20 protein-coding genes are annotated in these 18,400 nt (G+C 62.2%); 15 read left to right on the top strand and 5 right to left on the bottom strand.

Going from position 1 to position 18,400, the window contains the following annotated elements:
* Positions 1-142 precede the first annotated feature (142 nt).
* Positions 143-454, top strand: a complete 312-nt coding sequence (locus ACED18_RS09495) for an ArsR/SmtB family transcription factor (RefSeq protein ID WP_377291448.1) — start codon at positions 143-145, stop codon at positions 452-454.
* A gap of 37 nt (positions 455-491) precedes the next feature.
* Here the strand turns inward: ACED18_RS09495 and ACED18_RS09500 are convergent, their stop codons facing one another.
* Positions 492-965: an Lrp/AsnC family transcriptional regulator gene (locus ACED18_RS09500; RefSeq protein ID WP_377291450.1), complete on the bottom strand. Its 474-nt coding sequence runs from the start codon at positions 963-965 to the stop codon at positions 492-494.
* A 163-nt stretch (positions 966-1,128) separates the two neighbouring features.
* On the opposite strand from ACED18_RS09500, the gene ACED18_RS09505 reads away from it, so the two are divergent.
* The 7 genes from ACED18_RS09505 (at position 1,129) to ACED18_RS09535 (ending at position 7,002) form a co-directional block, all read left to right on the top strand.
* A complete protein-coding gene (locus tag ACED18_RS09505; protein ID WP_377291452.1) occupies positions 1,129-2,298 on the top strand; it encodes an amino acid aminotransferase in 1,170 nt (389 codons plus the stop codon).
* Between the two features lie 12 nt (positions 2,299-2,310).
* Entirely contained in the window at positions 2,311-2,955 is a 645-nt protein-coding gene (locus ACED18_RS09510; protein WP_377291454.1) for a YitT family protein, read from the top strand.
* 78 nt (positions 2,956-3,033) lie between these two features.
* Complete coding sequence (locus ACED18_RS09515) at positions 3,034-3,387, top strand: ArsC family reductase (protein ID WP_377291456.1); 354 nt, start codon at positions 3,034-3,036, stop codon at positions 3,385-3,387.
* 3 nt (positions 3,388-3,390) lie between these two features.
* Positions 3,391-3,864, top strand: coding sequence for a Cys-tRNA(Pro) deacylase (ybaK, locus tag ACED18_RS09520; protein WP_377291458.1), 474 nt, complete (start codon positions 3,391-3,393; stop codon positions 3,862-3,864).
* 74 nt (positions 3,865-3,938) lie between these two features.
* A complete protein-coding gene (locus ACED18_RS09525; RefSeq protein WP_377291460.1) occupies positions 3,939-5,192 on the top strand; it encodes an aminopeptidase in 1,254 nt (417 codons plus the stop codon).
* Positions 5,193-5,609: 417 nt separating this feature from the next.
* Positions 5,610-6,038, top strand: a complete 429-nt coding sequence (locus ACED18_RS09530) for a plastocyanin/azurin family copper-binding protein (RefSeq protein ID WP_377291462.1) — start codon at positions 5,610-5,612, stop codon at positions 6,036-6,038.
* A 172-nt stretch (positions 6,039-6,210) separates the two neighbouring features.
* Positions 6,211-7,002 carry a hypothetical protein gene (locus ACED18_RS09535; protein WP_377291464.1) on the top strand — a complete coding sequence of 264 codons (792 nt, stop codon included), beginning with the start codon at positions 6,211-6,213 and terminating at the stop codon, positions 7,000-7,002.
* Between the two features lie 66 nt (positions 7,003-7,068).
* On the opposite strand, the gene ACED18_RS09540 is transcribed toward ACED18_RS09535, so the two are convergent.
* Both ACED18_RS09540 and xseA read right to left on the bottom strand, forming a co-directional pair.
* Complete coding sequence (locus ACED18_RS09540) at positions 7,069-7,659, bottom strand: NAD(P)H-dependent oxidoreductase (protein ID WP_377291466.1); 591 nt, start codon at positions 7,657-7,659, stop codon at positions 7,069-7,071.
* Positions 7,659-9,287, bottom strand: coding sequence for an exodeoxyribonuclease VII large subunit (gene xseA / locus ACED18_RS09545; protein WP_377291468.1), 1,629 nt, complete (start codon positions 9,285-9,287; stop codon positions 7,659-7,661). The genes ACED18_RS09540 and xseA overlap by 1 nt, the downstream gene beginning before the upstream one ends.
* Before the next feature lie 131 nt (positions 9,288-9,418).
* Between xseA and ACED18_RS09550 the strand changes: the two genes are divergently transcribed.
* Together ACED18_RS09550 and ACED18_RS09555 are read left to right on the top strand one after the other, a co-directional pair.
* A complete protein-coding gene (locus tag ACED18_RS09550; RefSeq protein ID WP_377291470.1) occupies positions 9,419-9,682 on the top strand; it encodes a hypothetical protein in 264 nt (87 codons plus the stop codon).
* A 264-nt stretch (positions 9,683-9,946) separates the two neighbouring features.
* On the top strand, positions 9,947-10,171 hold the full coding sequence (locus tag ACED18_RS09555; protein WP_377291472.1) for a hypothetical protein: 225 nt from the start codon (positions 9,947-9,949) through the stop codon (positions 10,169-10,171).
* A 43-nt stretch (positions 10,172-10,214) separates the two neighbouring features.
* Here ACED18_RS09555 and ACED18_RS09560 read toward each other — a convergent pair whose 3' ends face one another.
* Positions 10,215-11,204, bottom strand: a complete 990-nt coding sequence (locus ACED18_RS09560; protein ID WP_377291474.1) for a Gfo/Idh/MocA family protein — start codon at positions 11,202-11,204, stop codon at positions 10,215-10,217.
* Positions 11,205-11,311: 107 nt separating this feature from the next.
* On the opposite strand from ACED18_RS09560, the gene ACED18_RS09565 reads away from it, so the two are divergent.
* Complete coding sequence (locus ACED18_RS09565; protein WP_377291476.1) at positions 11,312-11,761, top strand: GNAT family N-acetyltransferase; 450 nt, start codon at positions 11,312-11,314, stop codon at positions 11,759-11,761.
* Positions 11,762-12,031: 270 nt separating this feature from the next.
* On the top strand, positions 12,032-12,787 hold the full coding sequence (locus tag ACED18_RS09570) for an FkbM family methyltransferase (RefSeq protein ID WP_377291478.1): 756 nt from the start codon (positions 12,032-12,034) through the stop codon (positions 12,785-12,787).
* A gap of 70 nt (positions 12,788-12,857) precedes the next feature.
* Here the strand turns inward: ACED18_RS09570 and ACED18_RS09575 are convergent, their stop codons facing one another.
* Positions 12,858-13,760, bottom strand: a complete 903-nt coding sequence (locus tag ACED18_RS09575) for a LysR family transcriptional regulator (RefSeq protein WP_377291480.1) — start codon at positions 13,758-13,760, stop codon at positions 12,858-12,860.
* Positions 13,761-13,876: 116 nt separating this feature from the next.
* Here ACED18_RS09575 and ACED18_RS09580 point away from each other — a divergent pair, with 116 nt between their 5' ends.
* From ACED18_RS09580 to ACED18_RS09590, 3 genes are all read left to right on the top strand, one after another.
* Complete coding sequence (locus ACED18_RS09580; protein ID WP_377291482.1) at positions 13,877-14,872, top strand: aldo/keto reductase; 996 nt, start codon at positions 13,877-13,879, stop codon at positions 14,870-14,872.
* 167 nt (positions 14,873-15,039) lie between these two features.
* The gene (locus ACED18_RS09585) at positions 15,040-15,894 is read left to right on the top strand and encodes a DUF1837 domain-containing protein (RefSeq protein ID WP_377291484.1); all 855 of its coding nucleotides are present in this window, start codon (positions 15,040-15,042) and stop codon (positions 15,892-15,894) included.
* Between the two features lies 1 nt (position 15,895).
* The gene (locus ACED18_RS09590) at positions 15,896-17,986 is read left to right on the top strand and encodes a DEAD/DEAH box helicase (protein WP_377291913.1); all 2,091 of its coding nucleotides are present in this window, start codon (positions 15,896-15,898) and stop codon (positions 17,984-17,986) included.
* Positions 17,987-18,400: the final 414 nt, after the last annotated feature.

Raw genomic sequence — 18,400 nt, forward strand, 5'->3', positions numbered from 1 at the left:
AGGCCGGGGGGATGCGTATTGCCTTGCTGCGGACGCCGGTTATTATCGCCTTATTGAAATGGTTCGATATGCTGAAATGCAGCACATCCACACAACCAGGGCATGAAATCTTGAATACAATTAGTATATATGGAGGCTGGGAATGAACAGCCCGCAGGAAAAGCTCGAGAAATCAGTTGATCACGCGTGTGATCTCTTGAAGGCGATGGCAAACCGGCACCGCCTGCTTATTCTCAACGAATTGAGCAAGGAAGAGCGCTCCGTCGGCCAGCTTGCCGATTTCCTGGGGATCCGTGACTCCACCGTCTCGCAGCATCTGGCAGTTCTGCGTCGCGACCGGATCATTGTCGGCCGGCGCGACGGGCAGACGATCTGGTACAGGCTGGAAAGCGATCTGGCACGCACGGTGGTGAGCCTGCTGGCCGCGTCCTTCTCGCATTCGCTGGCCTCCTGACAGACTTCGGCCGCCGGGCAGACCCCGGCGGCGGAGCTTACGGCAAACGGCCCGTCCTCATCACGGATGTGTCGATGAGAATGGTGGAGCGCAGCGTCTTCACCTCCGTAATGCGGTCAAACCCCTCCCACAGAAGCCGCTTGTAGTCGGCGACATCCCGGACGGCGATCTTCAGCAGGAAATCGAAGTCGCCCGCCACCGTATGGCACTCGATCACCTCCGGCATGCGCGATACCGTCTCGATGAAGCGTTCGCCCACCATGGTGACGGATCTCTCCAGCGTGACCTCCAGAAAGGCCTGGAGACCGATGCCGGCCTTGCGCGGATCGATGACCACCGTCTGGCGGATGAGGCCGCTGTCATAGAGACGCTGCAGACGGCGCGACAGCGGCGCGGGCGAAAGGCCCACGCGCTCGGCCAGCGCATTGTTGCTGAGCCCGGCATCCTCCTGCAGCAGCCGCACGATGCGGCGGTCCACCGCATCCAGCGTGATCTCGTCACCCGCGCTCATTGCCCTCTCCCCGCAAATTTCTGCGCCAACCATTGGACAGGCCGCAAAATCCTTCAAGGGAATTTGGTCACCGACGCAAGTTTGCGGATGAATTTGCGCCATTGCAGGCGTAAATCGGAGGACACCTTACCCTTCCCCCGTGAACAGGACCGAGAACCCGCCCATGTTCGACACGCTCCAGCCCCTGCCCGACGATCCGCTCCTTGCCCTGATCGGGCTCTACCGCAACGATCCGCGCGCCGACACGGTGGATCTCGGTGTCGGCGTCTATCGCGACGAGGCGGGCCGGACCCCCGTCATGCGGGCGGTGAAGGAGGCCGAGCGCCGGCTTGTCGAGGGGCAGGAGAGCAAGTCCTATCTGGGGCTTGAAGGCGACCTCGTCTTCCTCGACCATCTCTGGGCGCTGGTGGCGGGCGATCAGGCGACCGTCCGGGCCTCGGCCGGTGTGCAGACGCCCGGCGGCTCCGGCGCGCTGCGCCTTTCCGCCGATCTCGCCGCCCGGCTCGGAAGCCGGCGCGTGCATCTCGGCCTTCCCGGCTGGCCCAACCATGCGGCGATCTTCAAGGCCGCCGGCCTCGATGTCGTCACCTATCCCTTCTTCGACATCCCCACCCAGCGCGTGCTGATCGAGGACATGCTGGCCGCCTTCGAAAAGGCGGAGAAGGGCGATGCGGTGCTGCTGCATGCCAGCTGCCACAATCCCTCCGGCGCGGCGCTGTCCGATGCCGACTGGAAGGCGGTTGCCGAGGTGGTGGCGCGTCGCGGCCTGCTGCCCATCATCGACATCGCCTACCAGGGTTTTGGACGCGGCCTCGAGGAGGATGCGGCGGGACTGCGCACCATGATCGCAACCGTCGAGGAAGCGCTCATCTGCGTCTCCTGCTCCAAGAGCTTCGGCATCTACCGGGACCGGACGGGCGGCGCCTTCGCGGTCGGCCGCTCGGCGCAGGCGGTCGCGATTGCCCGCATGCATCTCGGCGCGCTCGCCCGCACCAGCTATTCCATGCCGCCGGACCATGGCGCGGCCGTGGTGCGCACCATCCTCGCCGACGCCGCGCTGACGGCGGACTGGAAGGCGGAGCTGGAGGAGATGCGCCAGCGCATTCTCGGCCTGCGCCGTATCCTCGCCGATGGCCTGCGCGGCCGCTGGCAGGCGCTCGGCGCCATCGCGGAGCAGGAGGGCATGTTCTCGCTCCTGCCGCTGACGGAGGCGCAGGTGCTCGCCGCCCGCCACGACCACGGCATCTACATGCCGGCCTCCGGGCGCATCAACATTGCGGGTCTGGCAACGGCGCGGGCGGCGGATGTCGTCCAGCGCATCGCGTCCCTCTGAGGCGGGCGCAGCATGGCGATCTCCTCTCCCGATGCGGCGGCCGAGGTGGCCGACACCCGGCCGCTGCGCCACCGGCTTTATGAAGACGCGATCGCCATGCTGGTCGGCACGCTCTTCGTCTCGCTCGGCATGACGCTTTACTCCAAGGCCATGCTGCTGGTCGGCAGCACGGCGGGCCTGTCCCTGCTGCTGCAATATCTGAGCGGTTACGGCTTCTGGGTGATCTTCTCGGTCGTCAACCTGCCCTTCTACATTCTCGCCGTGAAGCGCATGGGCTGGCGCTTTGCGCTGCGCACCTTTGCGGCCGTCAGCCTCGTCTCGCTGTTTTCGGCCTTCACGCCGCACTGGATCGACGTGGCGCGGCTCGACCCGCTCTATGCCACCATCATCGGCGGGTGCCTCTCTGGTACGGGGCTTCTCATCCTCTTTCGCCACCGCACCGGGCTTGGCGGCATCAATATCCTCGCGCTCTACCTGCAGGACCATTTCGGCATCCGTGCCGGCTATTTCCAGCTCGCCGTCGATCTCGCCATCCTCTCCGCCTCCATGCTGGTGCTCTCGCCGCAAAACATCGCGCTCTCCGTGCTGGGCGCAGCCATCGTCAACATGACGCTCGCCATCAACCACCGTCCCGAGCGCTATATCGGCATCACCTGAGCCTTCCCGCCGGTCGCGTCTTTCCCCGCGCGCCCGGCGCGGCTATTCCTGTCGTCGGACAGCATGAAGGAGTGTGCGATGACGGTGACCATCTACGGGATCAAGGCCTGCGACACGATGAAGAAGGCGCGGGCCTGGCTGGACGGGCACGGCGTCGCCTACCGCTTCCATGACTACAAGGCGGAAGGCATTTCCGAGGCCGCGCTGTCCCGCTTCGTCACGTCGCTCGGCTGGGAAACGGTTCTGAACCGCGCCGGCACCACGTTCCGCAATCTGGACGAGGCCGACAAGCAGGATCTGACTGCGGAGAAGGCGATCCGCCTGATGGCCGCGCAGCCCTCGATGATCAAACGGCCGATCCTCGAGCGCGACGGCACGCTCACCGCAGGCTTCAAGCCGGAGGTCTATGCCGGCCTCTTCGGCAAGGCCTGACCCATGTCGAAGAGCACGCGCGCCACGCTTGCGCTCACCGCCGCCGGGGTCAGCTTTACCGTGCTGGCCTATGACTACGATCCGGATGTCAGCCGCATCGGCCTTGCGGCGGCCGAGGCCATCGGCGAGCACCCGTCGCGCGTGCTGAAGACCCTCATGGCGGAGGTGGACGGCAAGCCGGTCTGCGTCGTCGTTCCCTCCGACCGCGAGGTCAGCATGAAGAAGCTCGCCAGCGCCTTCAACGGCAAGTCGGCCGCGATGATGAAGCCGGCAGCGGCGGAGAAGCTCACCGGCTATGTCGTCGGCGGCATCAGCCCCTTCGGCCAGAAGAAGAAGGTGCCGACGGCCATCGAGGCCGAAGCCATGGCGCACGGGAGCGTGTGCATGAATGGCGGCCAGCGCGGGCTGCAGGTCCGGCTTTCGCCGCAGGATGCCGTGACGGTGCTCGCTGCCGTGGTGGCGCCGCTCGTCGCGTGAGCGGGCCGAGCTTCATTTTCGCCGCAAAGCGCTCTACATCTCCTTCCCAACAGTCAATCCGCAAGGGGCAAGCCATGACCATCCAGTCGCAGATCAAATCCGCCGTCGATCCCGTCAAGCTCGAGAAACTCGCGGAAGTGGCGGTCAAGGTGGGCCTTGGCCTCAAGCGCGGGCAGGATCTCGTCATGACCGCGCCCATTGCCGCCCTGCCGCTTGCCCGCCTCATCACCAAGCACGCCTATCTCGCCGGCGCCGGCCTCGTCACCACCTTTTATGCCGACGAGGATGCGACGCTTGCCCGCTACGCCCATGCGCCGGACGAAAGCTTCGACCGTGCCAGCGCCTGGCTCTACGAGGGCATGGCGAAGGCCTATGCGGATGGCGCCGCGCGCCTTGCCATTTCCGGCGACAATCCGATGATGCTGGCCGCGCAGGATCCGGCCAAGGTCGCCCGCGCCAACCGCGCCATGTCGGTCGCCTACAAGCCGGCACTCGAAAAGATCTCCAACTTCGACATCAACTGGAACATCTGCTCCTATCCGAACCCGACCTGGGCCAAGCTCGTCTTCCCGAACGACCCGGAAGATGTGGCGGTCACCAAGCTGGCCGAAGCCATCTTCGCGGCCTCGCGCGTCGATCGCGACGATCCGGTCGCGGCCTGGGCGGAGCACAATGGCGAACTGGCCAAGCGCTCCGCCTGGCTGAACGAGAAGCGCTTCGATGCCCTTCACTTCACCGGCCCCGGCACCGATCTGACGGTAGGGCTTGCCGATGGCCACGAGTGGCATGGCGGCGCCTCCACCGCCAAGAACGGCATTACCTGCAACCCGAACATTCCGACCGAAGAGGTCTTCACCACGCCGCATGCGCTGAAGGTCGAGGGCCATGTCTCCTCCACCAAGCCGCTCTCCCACCAGGGCACGCTGATCGACAATATCCAGGTCCGCTTCGAAGGCGGCCGGATCGTGGAAGCCAAGGCCAGCAAGGGCGAGGAAGTCCTGAACAAGGTGCTCGACACGGACGAGGGCGCGCGGCGCCTCGGCGAAGTGGCGCTGGTGCCGCATTCCTCGCCGATCTCGGCTTCGGGCGTGCTCTTCTACAACACGCTCTTCGACGAAAACGCCTCCTGCCACATCGCGCTCGGCCAGTGCTATTCCAAGTGCTTCCTCGATGGCGCCAACCTCTCGCAGGACCAGATCACCGCGCAGGGCGGCAATTCCTCCCTGATCCACATCGACTGGATGATCGGCTCCGACAAGGTCGACATCGACGGCGTCGCCGCCGACGGCAGCCGCGTGCCGGTCATGCGCAAGGGCGAGTGGGCGTAACATCGCCGGAGGGAGCGAAAACCCCCACCACGACCGATGGGGTGGACCTCATGGAAGGCGACCTTAACCGCCTCCGTCATCAACTCTGTCTGTGGGACACGGTTGATTGAAGCCATGCTCCACTCCTGCGTCATCCTCGGGCTTGACCCGAGGATCCACGCGGCGTCCGCATGCGTGGCTGTGGATCCTCGGGTCAAGCCCGAGGATGACGGCAGTCGGGATTGCCGGACTGCCCCACCGCGAAGCGACAGGCGCCGTTGACCGGTATTGCCGCGCCGGGCACAGCTACCCCTGCCAAACCCCGTCCACCCCGGACGGGGTTTTCTTTTATCCCGAGCACGCGCCCGCATTCAGCGGGGAGTCAGCCTTGGTCGGCAGAAACGCACCATCAACCGCCCCACAGAAAGGCACAGACTCATGAAACGGATTGCAATCCTGACGCTCGCCGCCGCGCTCGCCGCTGTCGCCGCCCCGGCCTTTGCCGCGGGCACGATGATCAACGTCGTCGAAACCGGCGAAGGCGGCCAGCCCATGGGCCTGAAGCTCGAGCCCGCGACCGTGAAGGCCGGCCCCGCCACCTTCCACGTCCACAATGATGCGATGACGGAAGAGCACGAGATGATCGTCGTGAAGCTGAAGTCGCCGGACGACAAGATCCCGCTCAACACCGCCAAGCACCGCGTGGACGAGAAGAAGCTGAAGAGCCTCGGCGAAGTCGCCGACCTCAAGCCCGGCAAGGACGGCGAGCTCAGCGTCGACCTGAAGCCCGGCACCTACCTCGTCTTCTGCAACATCAAGGGCCATTACGAAGCCGGCATGCAGAACAAGCTGACGGTCACGAAGTAAGGCGCTCGGCATCACTTAGCCCCCCGGGAAGATGAGTTTTTTCTGGGGGGCTTCCGAGAACGAAGCTCAGGCTCGCACGCGGCCTGCTTCAGCGCGTCGCCACGAAACACTTTTTAATTGATGTTTTCCTCAATAGACGCGATGGTTGCATCGCTAAAATGGGGGATATGTCATGCCGCAACTGCCAAATCCGCAATCGACACTGAGAGAACTGCTGAAGGTCGATCACACGACTGCCATCTTCCTGATGGCCACAATGACCATCCTCGCGATTGTAGGCGCTTTCGCCGCATTCAACATCGACGCCTGGACATTGCTTCTCTACGGTCTTGTAAGTCTTATTCTGACTTTCCTTTTCACGGTCATCGCTGCGATCGTTGCATCGAGGGCGACGCGTCAGATTTTAGGCTGGATCGTCTTGGCCCTTGCCCTTGCCTGGCTTTTCCTGACCGCAGCCGGCGGCCTCTTCAATCCAGTAACCGGACTGATTGCATCCATTTTCGAAAGCAGGACACCACCTGTCTGGCTGAAGGGAATTGAATGCTGGGTGCGTCCGCTTGAGAACTGCACCAAGGTGCAGGATACGATTGCAACCTCGGATGCCGCCCCAGCCATCAAACCGGTCGATGAGGCTGAAGCTCCTGCAACGACACCCGCCGCCGCAGTCGACAAGTCAAAATACACAATCTACGTCCAGTTTGCCGGCTACCAGCGCCAAACGGTGATCGATGCGGCAAAAGCGCTTCAGGCTGCCGGCTGGAAGGTTCAGGGGGCTGCGCAAGGCGGCCAGCGCCTTGCCGCGGCGGCCGGCCTGTCGCAGGTGCGCTATTCTGCCGATGCCGACAAGGCGGCCGCCGAGCTGCTGGCCAGTGACATCAACCAGACCGGCATCAAGGGCGGCGTCGCGGCAACGCAGAACCCGGTGATCGTCCCCGGCGTTCTGGAAATCTGGATCGGACAGTAAAGGCCGGCATGGCTCAGTCGGGAGAGCGCTGACGCGGGATGGCCGGCGCTCTCTTCCCCTGCCGCATCAAATGCGGGAGAGCATGGCCCGCACGCGGGCAAGGTGCGCTGTGCGCTTTTCCGCGCTGGCGCGGTCCATGTCGTGCAGGGTCAGCATGCGGAAGCGCGCATTCTTCATGCAGGCCATGGCCAGGCCCCGTTTCAGCAGGCGGCGGACGGGATTGCCCATATGGAGGTGGACGATCCACCAGGGCGAGCCGGTCGTCGTCAGCACATGGAAGAAGCGGATATGGTCGAGTTTCGGGCGAATGCGGCCCGCCTCCGGGTCGGGATCGAAGGCGACACCGGGCACGAAGAGCCGGTCGATGAAGCCTTTCAGGATCGCTGGCAGATTGAACCACCATTGCGGAAAGACGAAAATCAGCCCTTCGGCGGCCTGCAGCCGCGCGATCAGCTCTTCCGTCCCGTCCGGTCTGTAGGTCGGCGTCATGTAGCTTGCGCGCTCGCTGCAGGAGAGGCGTGGGTCGAAGGCCTCGCCATGGAGATCAAGGAAATCCACCGTATGGCCGCCGGCCACCAGCGCCGCGCGGGCTTCCGCTGCCACGGCAGCCGCGAAGCTGTCTGGCAGCGGATGGGCCAGCACGATCAGGACCCGCATCAGAAAAGACTGCCCTGATCGGTCGGCGTTGCCGTCTTCGGCTTCTTCGGCCGGGTTGATGCCGGCGTGGGTACGCTGGCGGTGCCCTGGGCAGAGGGGGCGCCGGACACGGGATCGGCACTGCCTTCGCCGGCCACCGCCTCCACCGTGCCGTCATGGAAGACGATGGCGAGCCGGTCTCCGGCGGTCACGGTGGCGGCGGCCTTCACCGGCTGGCCGGCCGCGTCGCGCACCAGCGCATAGCCGCGCTTCAGCACATTCTTGTAGGAAAGCGATTCCAGCATGCGCAGTTGCGCCTTCACGCGGTCGCTTCGCCGGCTCAGGAAGGCTGCCATCGCGGTCTGGCCGCGCGCATCGAGGCTGCGCAGCCGATCGTGCTGGCGGCCGATCTGGCCTTCGAGGCGCGGCGGAAAGGCGCGCAGCGCGGCGGCAGAGCCGGCAAGGCGCGTGCCGAGCCGGGTCACCAGCCGTTCCGTGGAGCGATCCGCCCGCGTGACCGCGTCGGCGACGCGCTGGCGGCGGCGCACGAGGTGTGTCTCGAGGATTTCCGGCCGCACATGGCCGGCCACCCGCTCGAAGCTGCGGCGCTTGTTCAGCGTATTCAGCGACAGGCCGCGCCCGAGGCCTGCGGCGGCCTCGTCGAAGCGGCGGCGCGGCAGGGCGAGCAACTGGTCGAGCGAGGGAAGCGCACGGGCAAGCGCCCGCACCGCCTGCCGGCGCATCTCCATCTGCCGGAGGCCTGCCGCCTGCAGCCGCGCGCCGAGCGCCGCAACCTCGGCTTCCAGCTCCGCCTTCACCGGCACGGCCATTTCGGCCGCGCCCGTCGGCGTCGGCGCGCGGCGGTCGGCGGCGTGGTCGATCAGCGTCCAGTCCGTTTCATGGCCGACGGCGGAGATCAGCGGAATGGCGGAGGCTGCGGCGGCCCGCACCACGGCCTCGTCGTTGAACCCCCAGAGATCTTCCAGGCTGCCGCCGCCGCGCGCCACGATCAGCACATCCGGCCGCGGCAGGCCGGTGGTGCCATCGAGCGCATTGAAGCCGGCGATGGCATTGGCCACTTCGTCGCCCGAGCCCTCGCCCTGCACCCGCACCGGCCAGACCATCACATGCACGGGGAAGCGATCGGCGATGCGGTGCAGGATATCGCGGATAACGGCGCCGGTCGGCGATGTCACGACGCCGATCACGCGCGGCAGGAAGGGCAACGGCTTCTTGGCAGCCGCATCGAACAGGCCCTCGGCGGCGAGCTTGCGGCGGCGCTCTTCGAGCAGCGCCATCAGCGCGCCCGCACCGGCCGGCTCCAGGGTCTCGATGACGATCTGGTATTTGGAGGAACCGGGGAAGGTCGTGACCTTGCCGGTGGCGATCACCTCCATGCCCTCTTCCGGGCGGAAGCGCAGGCGCGAGAACGTGCCCTTCCAGATCACCGCATCGATCCGGGCGCGATCGTCCTTCAGCGCGAAATAGGCGTGTCCGGAGGAATGCGGGCCGCGATAGCCGGAGATTTCGCCGCGCACGCGCACCTGGTCGAACGCCTGCTCCACGGTCCGCTTGATGGAACCGGAAAGCTCGGAGACCGAGTATTCCGCAAGGTTGGTCGGCGAATCAGCATCGAAGAGCGCACTCATGGGTCCAATGTGGCGCTCCCGACGCCGGGAAACCAGTGCGCAGGCTGCGGGTCAACAGAGGTTTTTATGCCCCTCGGTCCACCGCCCGTCGAGGCCGGCCAGACTGGAGGCCCAACCGAGAGGATCTTTCCATGCCTGACCGCTTTTCCGCCAATGCGTCTTCGCTCACCGCCCCCGCCAGTCACGGCTTCGCCATCACGCCCGGCGACACGGCCGACCTGCCCGAAACGACCCGCGCCATCTATGTCGGAGCCGGCGGAACGGTCACGGTCCGGCTTGCCTCCGGCGCGACGGTGACGCTGGCCGATGTTCCGGCCGGCAGCCTGCTGCCGCTGCGTGCCGACCGCGTGCTCTCCACCGGCACCACGGCGGCGAGCCTGGTTGGCCTTTCCTGAGCCGGCACCGGAGACACGCCAAAAGTGTGCGCTGCAATCTCAGATATTGCAGCGCAGCGAATCACTGGCGTTACCGGGCGTTGTCTCCCTGCTGCCCGCGCAAGGGCCAGATTTAACCTCTGCGACTTCAGTCGATCTGCATCAGAACCCCCTAATAATAGGGGTTTCTGATGGCGGAATGCACCGCATTTTCGTCAAACTGTGACTTTAATGTCGCCAAGCCGTCTTTTTCGACTATGTTTGTCGTCGGAGGAGACAGACGGCATGCTCGCATTCATTGTTGCCTATTCGATCGGCGTTTCGGCCGCCCAGTTGCGGTCTGTGACAGCCTGTGCGCTCAGCGGCATTCTCGTGCTGCTCACGGTGACGCTTGGCGTCGGCCTCAGCAACGGGGCGTTCGGCTGGGCCACTGTCGTGCTGGCCGTGCTGTCCTACAATGCCGGCATCATGACGATGCTGGGCCTCGCCATGGCATCCGAGCACGCCTGATCCATCTCTGGCGCGCCCGTCCTGGCGGTGCGGATGCGGCCGCTCAGACCGTTTCCCATCCATCCTTCTGCCCGGCACGGTAGATCGCATCGATCAGCGCCTGGTTCTTCTTCGAGCTTTCCAGCGACACGATATCGGCATGGTCGCCGCTGACCGCAGCCTTCGCGAAGGCTTCCGCCTCGCGGCGATACTGGCGCGAATCCTGGAAGCGGAAATGCTGAGACTGGCTGTGGTTCTGGTTGGTCAGCTCCACTTCCTCCGCGCCGTAGCGGTCGGCATTGAAGGGCGACTTCACCTCGATGAAGCCCTTGTCGCCGTGGAACACCATCACCTGGCGCGCCGCCATCTGGGTGGAGATGTAGAAGCTCAGCTCGAAGCCGCCGAAATCGGCGCGCACGCTCGAATAGATGTCGGTGCCGAAATCCGTGTCGCGCTCCACCGTCGCCTGCACCCGCACCGGCTCGGCGCCCGTGACGAAGCGCGTCGAGATGGTCGGGTAGACGCCGATATCCGGCAGGCCGCCGCCGCCGAGCGCGGGAATGTTGCGCATGTTGTTCGGGTCGCGGTTGAAGTAGGTGAAGGCGCCCTGGACATGCTTCAGCGTGCCGATCGCCCCGTCCGCCAGCAGTTCCCGCACCTTCCGCCAGACCGGCGCATAGGTCACCATATAGGCTTCCGACACCAGCACCTTGTTGCGGTCGCGCGCGGCGATCAGCTGGTCGATCTCGGCGGCCTTCAGCGCGATCGGCTTTTCGCACAGCACGTGCTTGCCGGCGTCCGCCGCCTTCAGTGTCCATTCCACATGCTGGGCGGTCGGCAGCGGAATGTAGACGGCGTCGATCGTGTCGGAGGCCAGCATCTCCTCGTAGGAGCCGAAGGCGTGCGGCACGGAGAAGCGGTCGGCCATCTGCCGCGCGCGGGCCTGATCGCGGCTGGCGATGGCGGTGACGACGCAATTATCCGCATCCTGGATGGCGGGCACGACGAGTTCGCGGCCGATCTTGGCCGTCGACAGAATTCCGAAACGAAGCATGGCATCCTCCTGATGAGGGCCGGACACTATCCCACTCGTGTGCGGACTGGAATTGCGGAATGGAAGATTCTACGACGAGGGACGACCGATGAAGCGCGAGGCCGCCCATGACCCTTGAGATCCGTTTTGCCGAAGCCGCCGACGAGGCTGAGTGGCGCCCGCTCTGGCAGGGCTACCTGACCTTCTACAAGGCGGACGTGCCCGAAGAGGTGACCCGCCACACGCTTGCCCGCATCCTTGATCCCGCCGAGCGGGTCTCCATGCGGGTCGCCCTTCTCGACGGAAAGATGGTCGGCTTTGCCACCCACCACCACCACGACAGCACCTGGGACATCGCCCACGACTGCTACCTCGAAGACCTCTACGTGGATGAGGCCGCCCGCGGCCACGGCGTCGGCCGCGCCCTGATCGACGATCTCAAGGCGCTGTGCAAGGCGCGCGGCTGGAAGCGGCTCTACTGGCACACCAACGAAACCAACACCCGCGCCCGCGCCCTCTACGACAGCTACGGCCCGGCCGACGGCTTCGTGCGCTATACGGTCACGCTCGAGGGGTAGCGGACGCCGCCACGACGGGTGGGTCCGGCCTTTTCCCGAGGCGGCCACACGGATCGCCTGCTTCGCGCAGACAGCGCTGCGCCCCGGCAAGACGTCAATCCCGGGAGAGCGCCCGGGTCTTCCCGCAGTGCGTGCCTGAACCACAGGATGAGAAATCGCTGCAAAACCGTTCGCTCTCCACGATCGTACGGCGGGTGACCATTGAAAATCCATCACAATTATTGGTAGATTACGCAATCGTTAAGTTAGAAAGACCTTTAGGGACCGGTGATGGCCAATTTGAAATCGCTTCGCAAGAAATTGCGGTACTTCTTGAGAATCGATCCCACCACTGCGACCGAAGCGCAGGCCAAGAAGTTTTTCCTGAAGGAAAAGAAAAACAATTCTACGATTGCCGGAGCCATCAGGCATCGCCTGAAGAATGCGAAGACGGTCTTTGACGTTGGCGCCAATTCGGGCTTCTTCTCGCGCGAAATTCTCGAAGGGGGCTATACCGGGACAGTGGTCCTGTTCGAGCCGATACCCAACCTCCTGTCGATTGCGACGAAGACGATCGCACAATTCAATGTCCAGAAGATCTTCGTGAATGCGGCCCTCGGCGAAGAGTCTGGCGAAGCGAATATCTACCTGCCCCACAATCGCAATCTTGGCTGGGTCACACTGGTCAACGAGAAAAGGCAGACGAACAATGCGATCCCGATCAAGCTTGAAGATGCCCGGAATTTCATCCGCATTTTCAAACCTGACTTCGTGAAGATTGACGTGGAAGGCTACGAGCTCTTTGTCCTGCGGCCGTTTCTGGATTTCATTGACCAGACCTACCGGCCGGAGTTCCTTGTCGAGCTGGGGTGGGGCAAGTCCAATCCCAACTGGCCGGATTTCATGTCCGTCGCCGCAGAGCTGGTCGCGAGAGGCTATCGCTTCCTCAACGCACGCGACACCACCGCGGAGCTCAGCCTGAGTGACCTTGCCGCGCTCAACAGGACGGTAGACGTGCTGATCACGCCGACGACAGAGCGGATTTAGGGAACGCCCAGCAAAGCCACGTCAGCGGCTTTACGTCCGCACCGGCGCGGCAGGCCTTCCCCCGCTTGCGCTATACGGTCACGGTCTCGGAATAGCGGAAGAAATCCAAGAAGGCCCTGAGCGCCGGGCGCATCTGCCGGCGGGAGGGGTAGTAGATGTGGAAGCCGTCGAAGGCGGGGCACCAATCTTCCAGCACGGGCACAAGCCGGCCGGCGGCGATGTCATCGGCCACCCGGTGCTCGAAGAGGAAGGCGAGGCCGACGCCGTCGAGCGCGGCGCGGTGCATCAGCCCCTGATCGGCGAGGATGAGCCGCCCCGTCACGTCGACGGAGAGCGCCCGGCCGTCCTTTTCCAGCTCCCAGCGATAGAGCCGGCCCGAGGCAAAGCGACGGCGGATGCAGTCATGGCCCGTCAGCGCGCGCGGATGGGCGGGCGTTGCATGCCGCTCGAAATAGGCGGGCGCGCCGACGATGAGGCTGCGCCAGGGGCCGCTCGCGCGCACCGCGATCATGTCGGCGTGAAGGTTTTCGCCGAGCCTCAGGCCTGCATCCAGCCCCGCCTCCACGATATCCTCGAAGCGGTCGTCGATCCGGAGGTCGAATTCGATATCCGGGTAAGCATCGAGAAAGGCGGGGAGCCGCGGGGCAATCACGTCTTCCGCCGCCATCATCGGCATGGTCACGCGCAAGGGGCCGGACGGCTTCTGCCGCCGTTCGCGCAGGTCCTCCAGGACGCCGGCAATGTCGGCGAGCGCCGGCGAGAGGGTCGCGAGCAGCAGGCGTCCCTCCTCCGTCGGCGCCACGGCGCGGGTGGTGCGCGCCATCAGCCGCACGCCGAGGCTTGCCTCCAGCGCCTGCACGGCATGGCTGACGGCGGATGGCGCGATGGCGAGATCGGTGGCCGCCTGGCGAAAGCTGCCGGCGCGGGCCACGGCGGCGAAAACGGCGAGCTGGGCGAGTTGGGTGCGGTTCATTGTTCTATCATTTAGAACACCGGATGCCGCATTTCGTCAATTCCCGAACGGCCCCGCTCCGCCCTATGATGCCCCATCGACGTCAGAAGCGACGCCGGCAGCACAGGAGACCCCGCATGGACACCCGCACACTCGGCCCCCTCACCGTTTCCGCCCTCGGCCTCGGCTGCATGGGCATGAGCCATGCCTATGGCACGCCGCTTGCGGAAAAGGATGCCTTCGCGCTTCTCGACCGCGCCGTGGAGCTTGGCGTCACGCTTTTCGATACGGCCGAGGTCTACGGCCCCTTCACCAATGAAGAGCTGGTCGGCAAGGGCCTGAAGCGGCATCGCGGCCGCGTGCAGATCGCCACCAAGTTCGGCTTCACCATCGGGGAAGACGCCACCGCCGCCCGCCCCTCCGGCGTCGACAGCCGGCCGGAGCATGTGCGGGCCGTGGCTGAAGCCTCGCTGAAGCGGCTCGGCGTCGAGGTCATCGATCTCTTCTACCAGCACAGGGTGGATCCCGCCGTGCCGATCGAGGAGACCGTCGGCGCCATGGCGGATCTCGTCAAAGAAGGCAAGGTGCGGGCGCTCGGCCTCTCCGAAGCCGGCGCCGAAACGCTACGCCGCGCCCACGCCACCCACCCCATCGCCGCCATCCAGAGCGAATATTCGCTGTGGACCCGCGACCCCGAGACCAATGGCGTCATCGACACCTGCCGGGCGCTTGGCATCGGCTTCGTGCCCTTCTCGCCGCTTGGCCGCGGCATGCTGACCGGCGCGCTCACGGACATCGCGACACTCGGCGAAAAAGACTTCCGCCGCGGCCTGCCCCGCTTCGACGCCGAGAACTTCAACGCCAACCGCGCGCTCGTCACCCTCCTCGAACAGCGCGCCCGCGAGCGCGGCATCACCGCCGGCCAGCTCGCGCTCGCCTGGGTGCTGGCGCAAGCCCCCTTCATCGTCCCCATCCCCGGCACCACCAAGATCCCCAACCTCGAAACCAACCTCGCCGCCGCCGATATCCGCCTGACCCCGGAAGAGGCGGCGGAGCTGGGCGCGCTGCTGGCACCGGAGAAGGTGGCGGGTGGGCGGTATACGGCGGCGCAGGAGGGGTTGACGGGACGGTAGAGGCTGGGCGCGGGAGGGGGTCGGATGTCGTGCTGTTTAGCGCCTCCTCCAAGCCATCAACACCATGGAAATTGATAGCCACACAGCAGCGCGCGCAACCCAAGCGAGTTGCCGATTCGAGGATTTTAAGGCAGAGTCTTATAATATGACCAAGAGCAGCGTGCTAAATGTCGAATCCTTACGAAATCGCCCCCAAATGCATCCTAACTCGACTTACAGAATCTATTGAACATTTGGGATGCTATTGTGCAGGCTTCGAGCTGAGTCAGTGGCGCTGCGCTGGTTTCGCGGACAATCTGATAGAATGGATTATCGACTACGCTTTAAAATCTGACGAACTTCGCAATACAAATCACACCAACACTTTTGTTCGTCTCAAGCAGGCAGCTTCTAGAGTATACATTACAAAGAAATATGAACGTCGAGGCGAAATTGCTGAAATTGCTGCTCATGCTGTTTGCCGAACTTATTTCAATACAATTCCCGTCGCAGCTAGAGTCAACTATCTCAGCGCATCAAACGATCCGATAAAGGCATTTGACCTGGTCCATGTGCGGTACGTCGGAGATGATCGTTTTGAGATGTGGCTGGGGGAGGCGAAGTTTTTCAAAGACCGTAACGATGCGATTAAGGATGCAGTCGCATCCATCAAAGGGCACATCACCGCGGGTTTCCTCAAGAACGAGAAGTTGCTCCTTGGACCACAGGTATCCAGTGATATTCCACACAGCGCAAGGATCAAGGACCTTCTGTCTGCCGAAGCTTCTTTAGACGATCTAATTGCCAACGCAGTTTTCCCTGTTCTGATTGCCGCGAATAGCGATGCGACAGCGAGTCACGTGTCGGCATGCGATGACTACAGTGCGGAGGTCGATGCTGAGATGAAAGATTTATGGGAGAAACTGAAGGCATCAGGGCTGACTGAAAAAATAAAAATTAAACTCATTTACGTCCCGCTGGCTGACAAGGATGCGCTCAGCAAAGCCTTCAATGAGCGCCTTAAGGGGCTGCAAATTGAATAAGGTGCATTTAATGCCTGCTCTAGATATCAACTGGAATTACCTGAATAAGCTTTCCGGCTCTGATCTGAAGCGCGAAACGTTTCAGGTTATACAGGCTGCGTCCTTTGCTATTCAATCGGCCGATCCTGAAGATCCGAACTTGCTTGAGGTTGTGCCCAGACTCGCTAACCTCTTAGCCACACACCCCGAAGAACTCCAAAGTTTTCGGCCCCTTGTAAGCTCTTTGGCCCGGTCAACAGGCCTCTGGAACTACATCGAAACAGAGTGGGCTGACGAGACAGATGCTTTTGTTGCCGAAGCCGTAACCTCTCCCGAATTGGGAGGGGTTACGTTTCACCGCGAACAGATCAAAGCACTGGATGCTCTTCTTGCGGGACGCAACCTCATTTTGAGCGCCCCCACCAGTTTTGGAAAGAGTCTTCTGATCGACGCTCTACTCTCGACTGAACGCTATCGACGGGTGGCTGTCGTGCTTCCGACGATTGCGCTACTCGATGAATTCCGAAGGCGCTTTCGAGATCGTTTCGCAGAAAAATTCAGATTGGTGATGCATCAGAGCGAAGCATCGACTGATGAACCAACCATTTTCCTTGGGACCCAAGAGCGACTTATATATCGAGAAGACTTGGGAGATCTAGATCTGACCGTTGTTGACGAGTTTTACAAACTTGATCCGGGCAGGCGCGACGAGCGAAGCAACACACTTAACGCTGCGGTATATCGTTTGCTCAAGCGATCCAAGCAGTTTTTCTTTCTCGGACCCAATATCGACAAGATCTCTGCTGCACCAGATTCTCGCTGGAATTTTGAGTTCTTAAGGACTCGCTTTTCTACGGTTGCCGTAGAGACCTTGGACCTTCGGGCGGCACCAGACAAGCGCGAACGCCTGATCGAAGAAATCGGAGAAGATCGGAACTGGCCTGCATTAGTCTTCATCTCGTCACCGGGCAGGGCGAACAAACTGGCAATCGAGCTCTCTGAGAAGATGGCCGTTGCGGAGGAGACTAGCGACTTCGCCATTTGGCTAAAAGAAAATATAGGATCGAACAATTTTCTATCCTTAGCCGTTAAGTTTGGCTTCGGCGTTCACCATGGCAGAATTCCAAGAGCAATTGCCGCGAAGATGGTTCGATTATTCAATGAAGGCAAGCTTCCGATACTGCTTTGCACTTCAACTCTTATTGAGGGTGTCAACACTGCGGCGAAGACAGTAATGATATTCGACAAAGATATCAATCGGGATTCGTATGACTTCTTCACCTACTCAAATATCAAAGGGCGCGCTGGGCGACTGGGACAGCACCACGTCGGCCAAGTTATGCTTTTCAATGACATCCCTGAGCATACCGAACTGGAAGTCAGCCCAACATTGTTTTCAGACGACGACGAGCTACCCGACGAGTACATCGTACATATCGACAAACCGGATAGGTCAAAGCGGTCAGATGATAGATTTCGTTACTACCGTGACAGGTTAGGCCTTGAAGGCGACGAGCTTAAATTGGCATCTTCGATTGGGCTGGAAACAGCTATCGCTATAAAGAAAAGGGTAGAATTTTCTCTTGACGAAAGCGATCGATTGATTTGGGCAAATTGGCCAAAATGGCCTGAGATCCTCGAAGTATGTAATGTTTTCTGTTCTGAGCAGAAAATTGATTCTTTCGGGGCTTTCAGCACAAGACAACTTGCGACGCTTATTGACAAGCTTAGAAAATCTAAAAATATTGTAGATTTTCTTCTTAATCAAGACCGAAGCTATAAAGGAAAACCTGAGAGTCAAGACAGTATATTCAAATTCTTGCGATCTTGCGAATATGGACTTCCGCAAAATTTTGCCTTAGTAGAGATTTTTGTTCGTACACACTCACCACAAGTAGACTACAGTTTGTTCATTGGCAGTATTGCGAGCTGGTTTCAGCCGGAAATTCTAAAGGAACTGGACGAGGAAGGGGTGCCGATTCAGATCTCTCAGCTATTCTATGTTGAGGGTGACACCAAAACAACCTTGAAGAACCGCATGTATGAAGCCATTCAGAATCCGATGGGAAGGCTTTCAAAGTTTGAGCGTGAGTGGTTGCAGCAAGCTTTGTGAAAGTGATTCGGCTGGTAGCATAGTCAATTGATGGGCCAGTTCTTGAATTTTCGGCGGAAGCCAATTCCCAGCCAATTCTCGAATTTGTGGTGTCGCGAACAGCAGCTTTCGGGATACTAGACACAGAGAACGACATCCGAGCTGGCGGCGCGCAGGCGATATTGCGCTGTCAGGGCGCTATGGCTGCTTTCGTCGCCTTACAAGTTGGCCTTTTGGTCCGACAGGACGGAGCACGGCAGCTGCACTCTTGCGAGAAAATCCCCATCCCCCCATTTCCCCCTCCCCCGAATCCCTGCCTACACTGCCCTCGTCCCGCAGCGGATACACCGGCAGGCGTGCCGGCGATGCGGGGCCGGTTCGGGGTTTGGGGAAAGGACGCAAGGCCCCAGGCTCCGGGTCCGTTAACGGGTCTCC

It is taken from the genome of Rhizobium sp. SG2393 (assembly GCF_042610495.1).
GTDB lineage: Bacteria > Pseudomonadota > Alphaproteobacteria > Rhizobiales > Rhizobiaceae > RU20A.

Coding starts and splice junctions, on each gene's coding strand:
- ACED18_RS09555 (WP_377291472.1), top strand. CDS start 9,947: ATGCTCGCATTCATTGTTGCCTATTCGATCGGCGTTTCGGCCGCCCAG.
- ACED18_RS09565 (WP_377291476.1), top strand. CDS start 11,312: ATGACCCTTGAGATCCGTTTTGCCGAAGCCGCCGACGAGGCTGAGTGG.
- ACED18_RS09575 (WP_377291480.1), bottom strand. CDS start 13,760: ATGAACCGCACCCAACTCGCCCAGCTCGCCGTTTTCGCCGCCGTGGCC.
- ACED18_RS09560 (WP_377291474.1), bottom strand. CDS start 11,204: ATGCTTCGTTTCGGAATTCTGTCGACGGCCAAGATCGGCCGCGAACTC.
- ACED18_RS09580 (WP_377291482.1), top strand. CDS start 13,877: ATGGACACCCGCACACTCGGCCCCCTCACCGTTTCCGCCCTCGGCCTC.
- ACED18_RS09530 (WP_377291462.1), top strand. CDS start 5,610: ATGAAACGGATTGCAATCCTGACGCTCGCCGCCGCGCTCGCCGCTGTC.
- ACED18_RS09525 (WP_377291460.1), top strand. CDS start 3,939: ATGACCATCCAGTCGCAGATCAAATCCGCCGTCGATCCCGTCAAGCTC.
- ACED18_RS09550 (WP_377291470.1), top strand. CDS start 9,419: ATGCCTGACCGCTTTTCCGCCAATGCGTCTTCGCTCACCGCCCCCGCC.
- ACED18_RS09510 (WP_377291454.1), top strand. CDS start 2,311: ATGGCGATCTCCTCTCCCGATGCGGCGGCCGAGGTGGCCGACACCCGG.
- ACED18_RS09495 (WP_377291448.1), top strand. CDS start 143: ATGAACAGCCCGCAGGAAAAGCTCGAGAAATCAGTTGATCACGCGTGT.
- ACED18_RS09540 (WP_377291466.1), bottom strand. CDS start 7,659: ATGCGGGTCCTGATCGTGCTGGCCCATCCGCTGCCAGACAGCTTCGCG.
- ACED18_RS09570 (WP_377291478.1), top strand. CDS start 12,032: ATGGCCAATTTGAAATCGCTTCGCAAGAAATTGCGGTACTTCTTGAGA.
- ACED18_RS09515 (WP_377291456.1), top strand. CDS start 3,034: ATGACGGTGACCATCTACGGGATCAAGGCCTGCGACACGATGAAGAAG.
- ACED18_RS09535 (WP_377291464.1), top strand. CDS start 6,211: ATGCCGCAACTGCCAAATCCGCAATCGACACTGAGAGAACTGCTGAAG.
- ybaK (WP_377291458.1), top strand. CDS start 3,391: ATGTCGAAGAGCACGCGCGCCACGCTTGCGCTCACCGCCGCCGGGGTC.
- xseA (WP_377291468.1), bottom strand. CDS start 9,287: ATGAGTGCGCTCTTCGATGCTGATTCGCCGACCAACCTTGCGGAATAC.
- ACED18_RS09500 (WP_377291450.1), bottom strand. CDS start 965: ATGAGCGCGGGTGACGAGATCACGCTGGATGCGGTGGACCGCCGCATC.
- ACED18_RS09585 (WP_377291484.1), top strand. CDS start 15,040: ATGTCGAATCCTTACGAAATCGCCCCCAAATGCATCCTAACTCGACTT.
- ACED18_RS09505 (WP_377291452.1), top strand. CDS start 1,129: ATGTTCGACACGCTCCAGCCCCTGCCCGACGATCCGCTCCTTGCCCTG.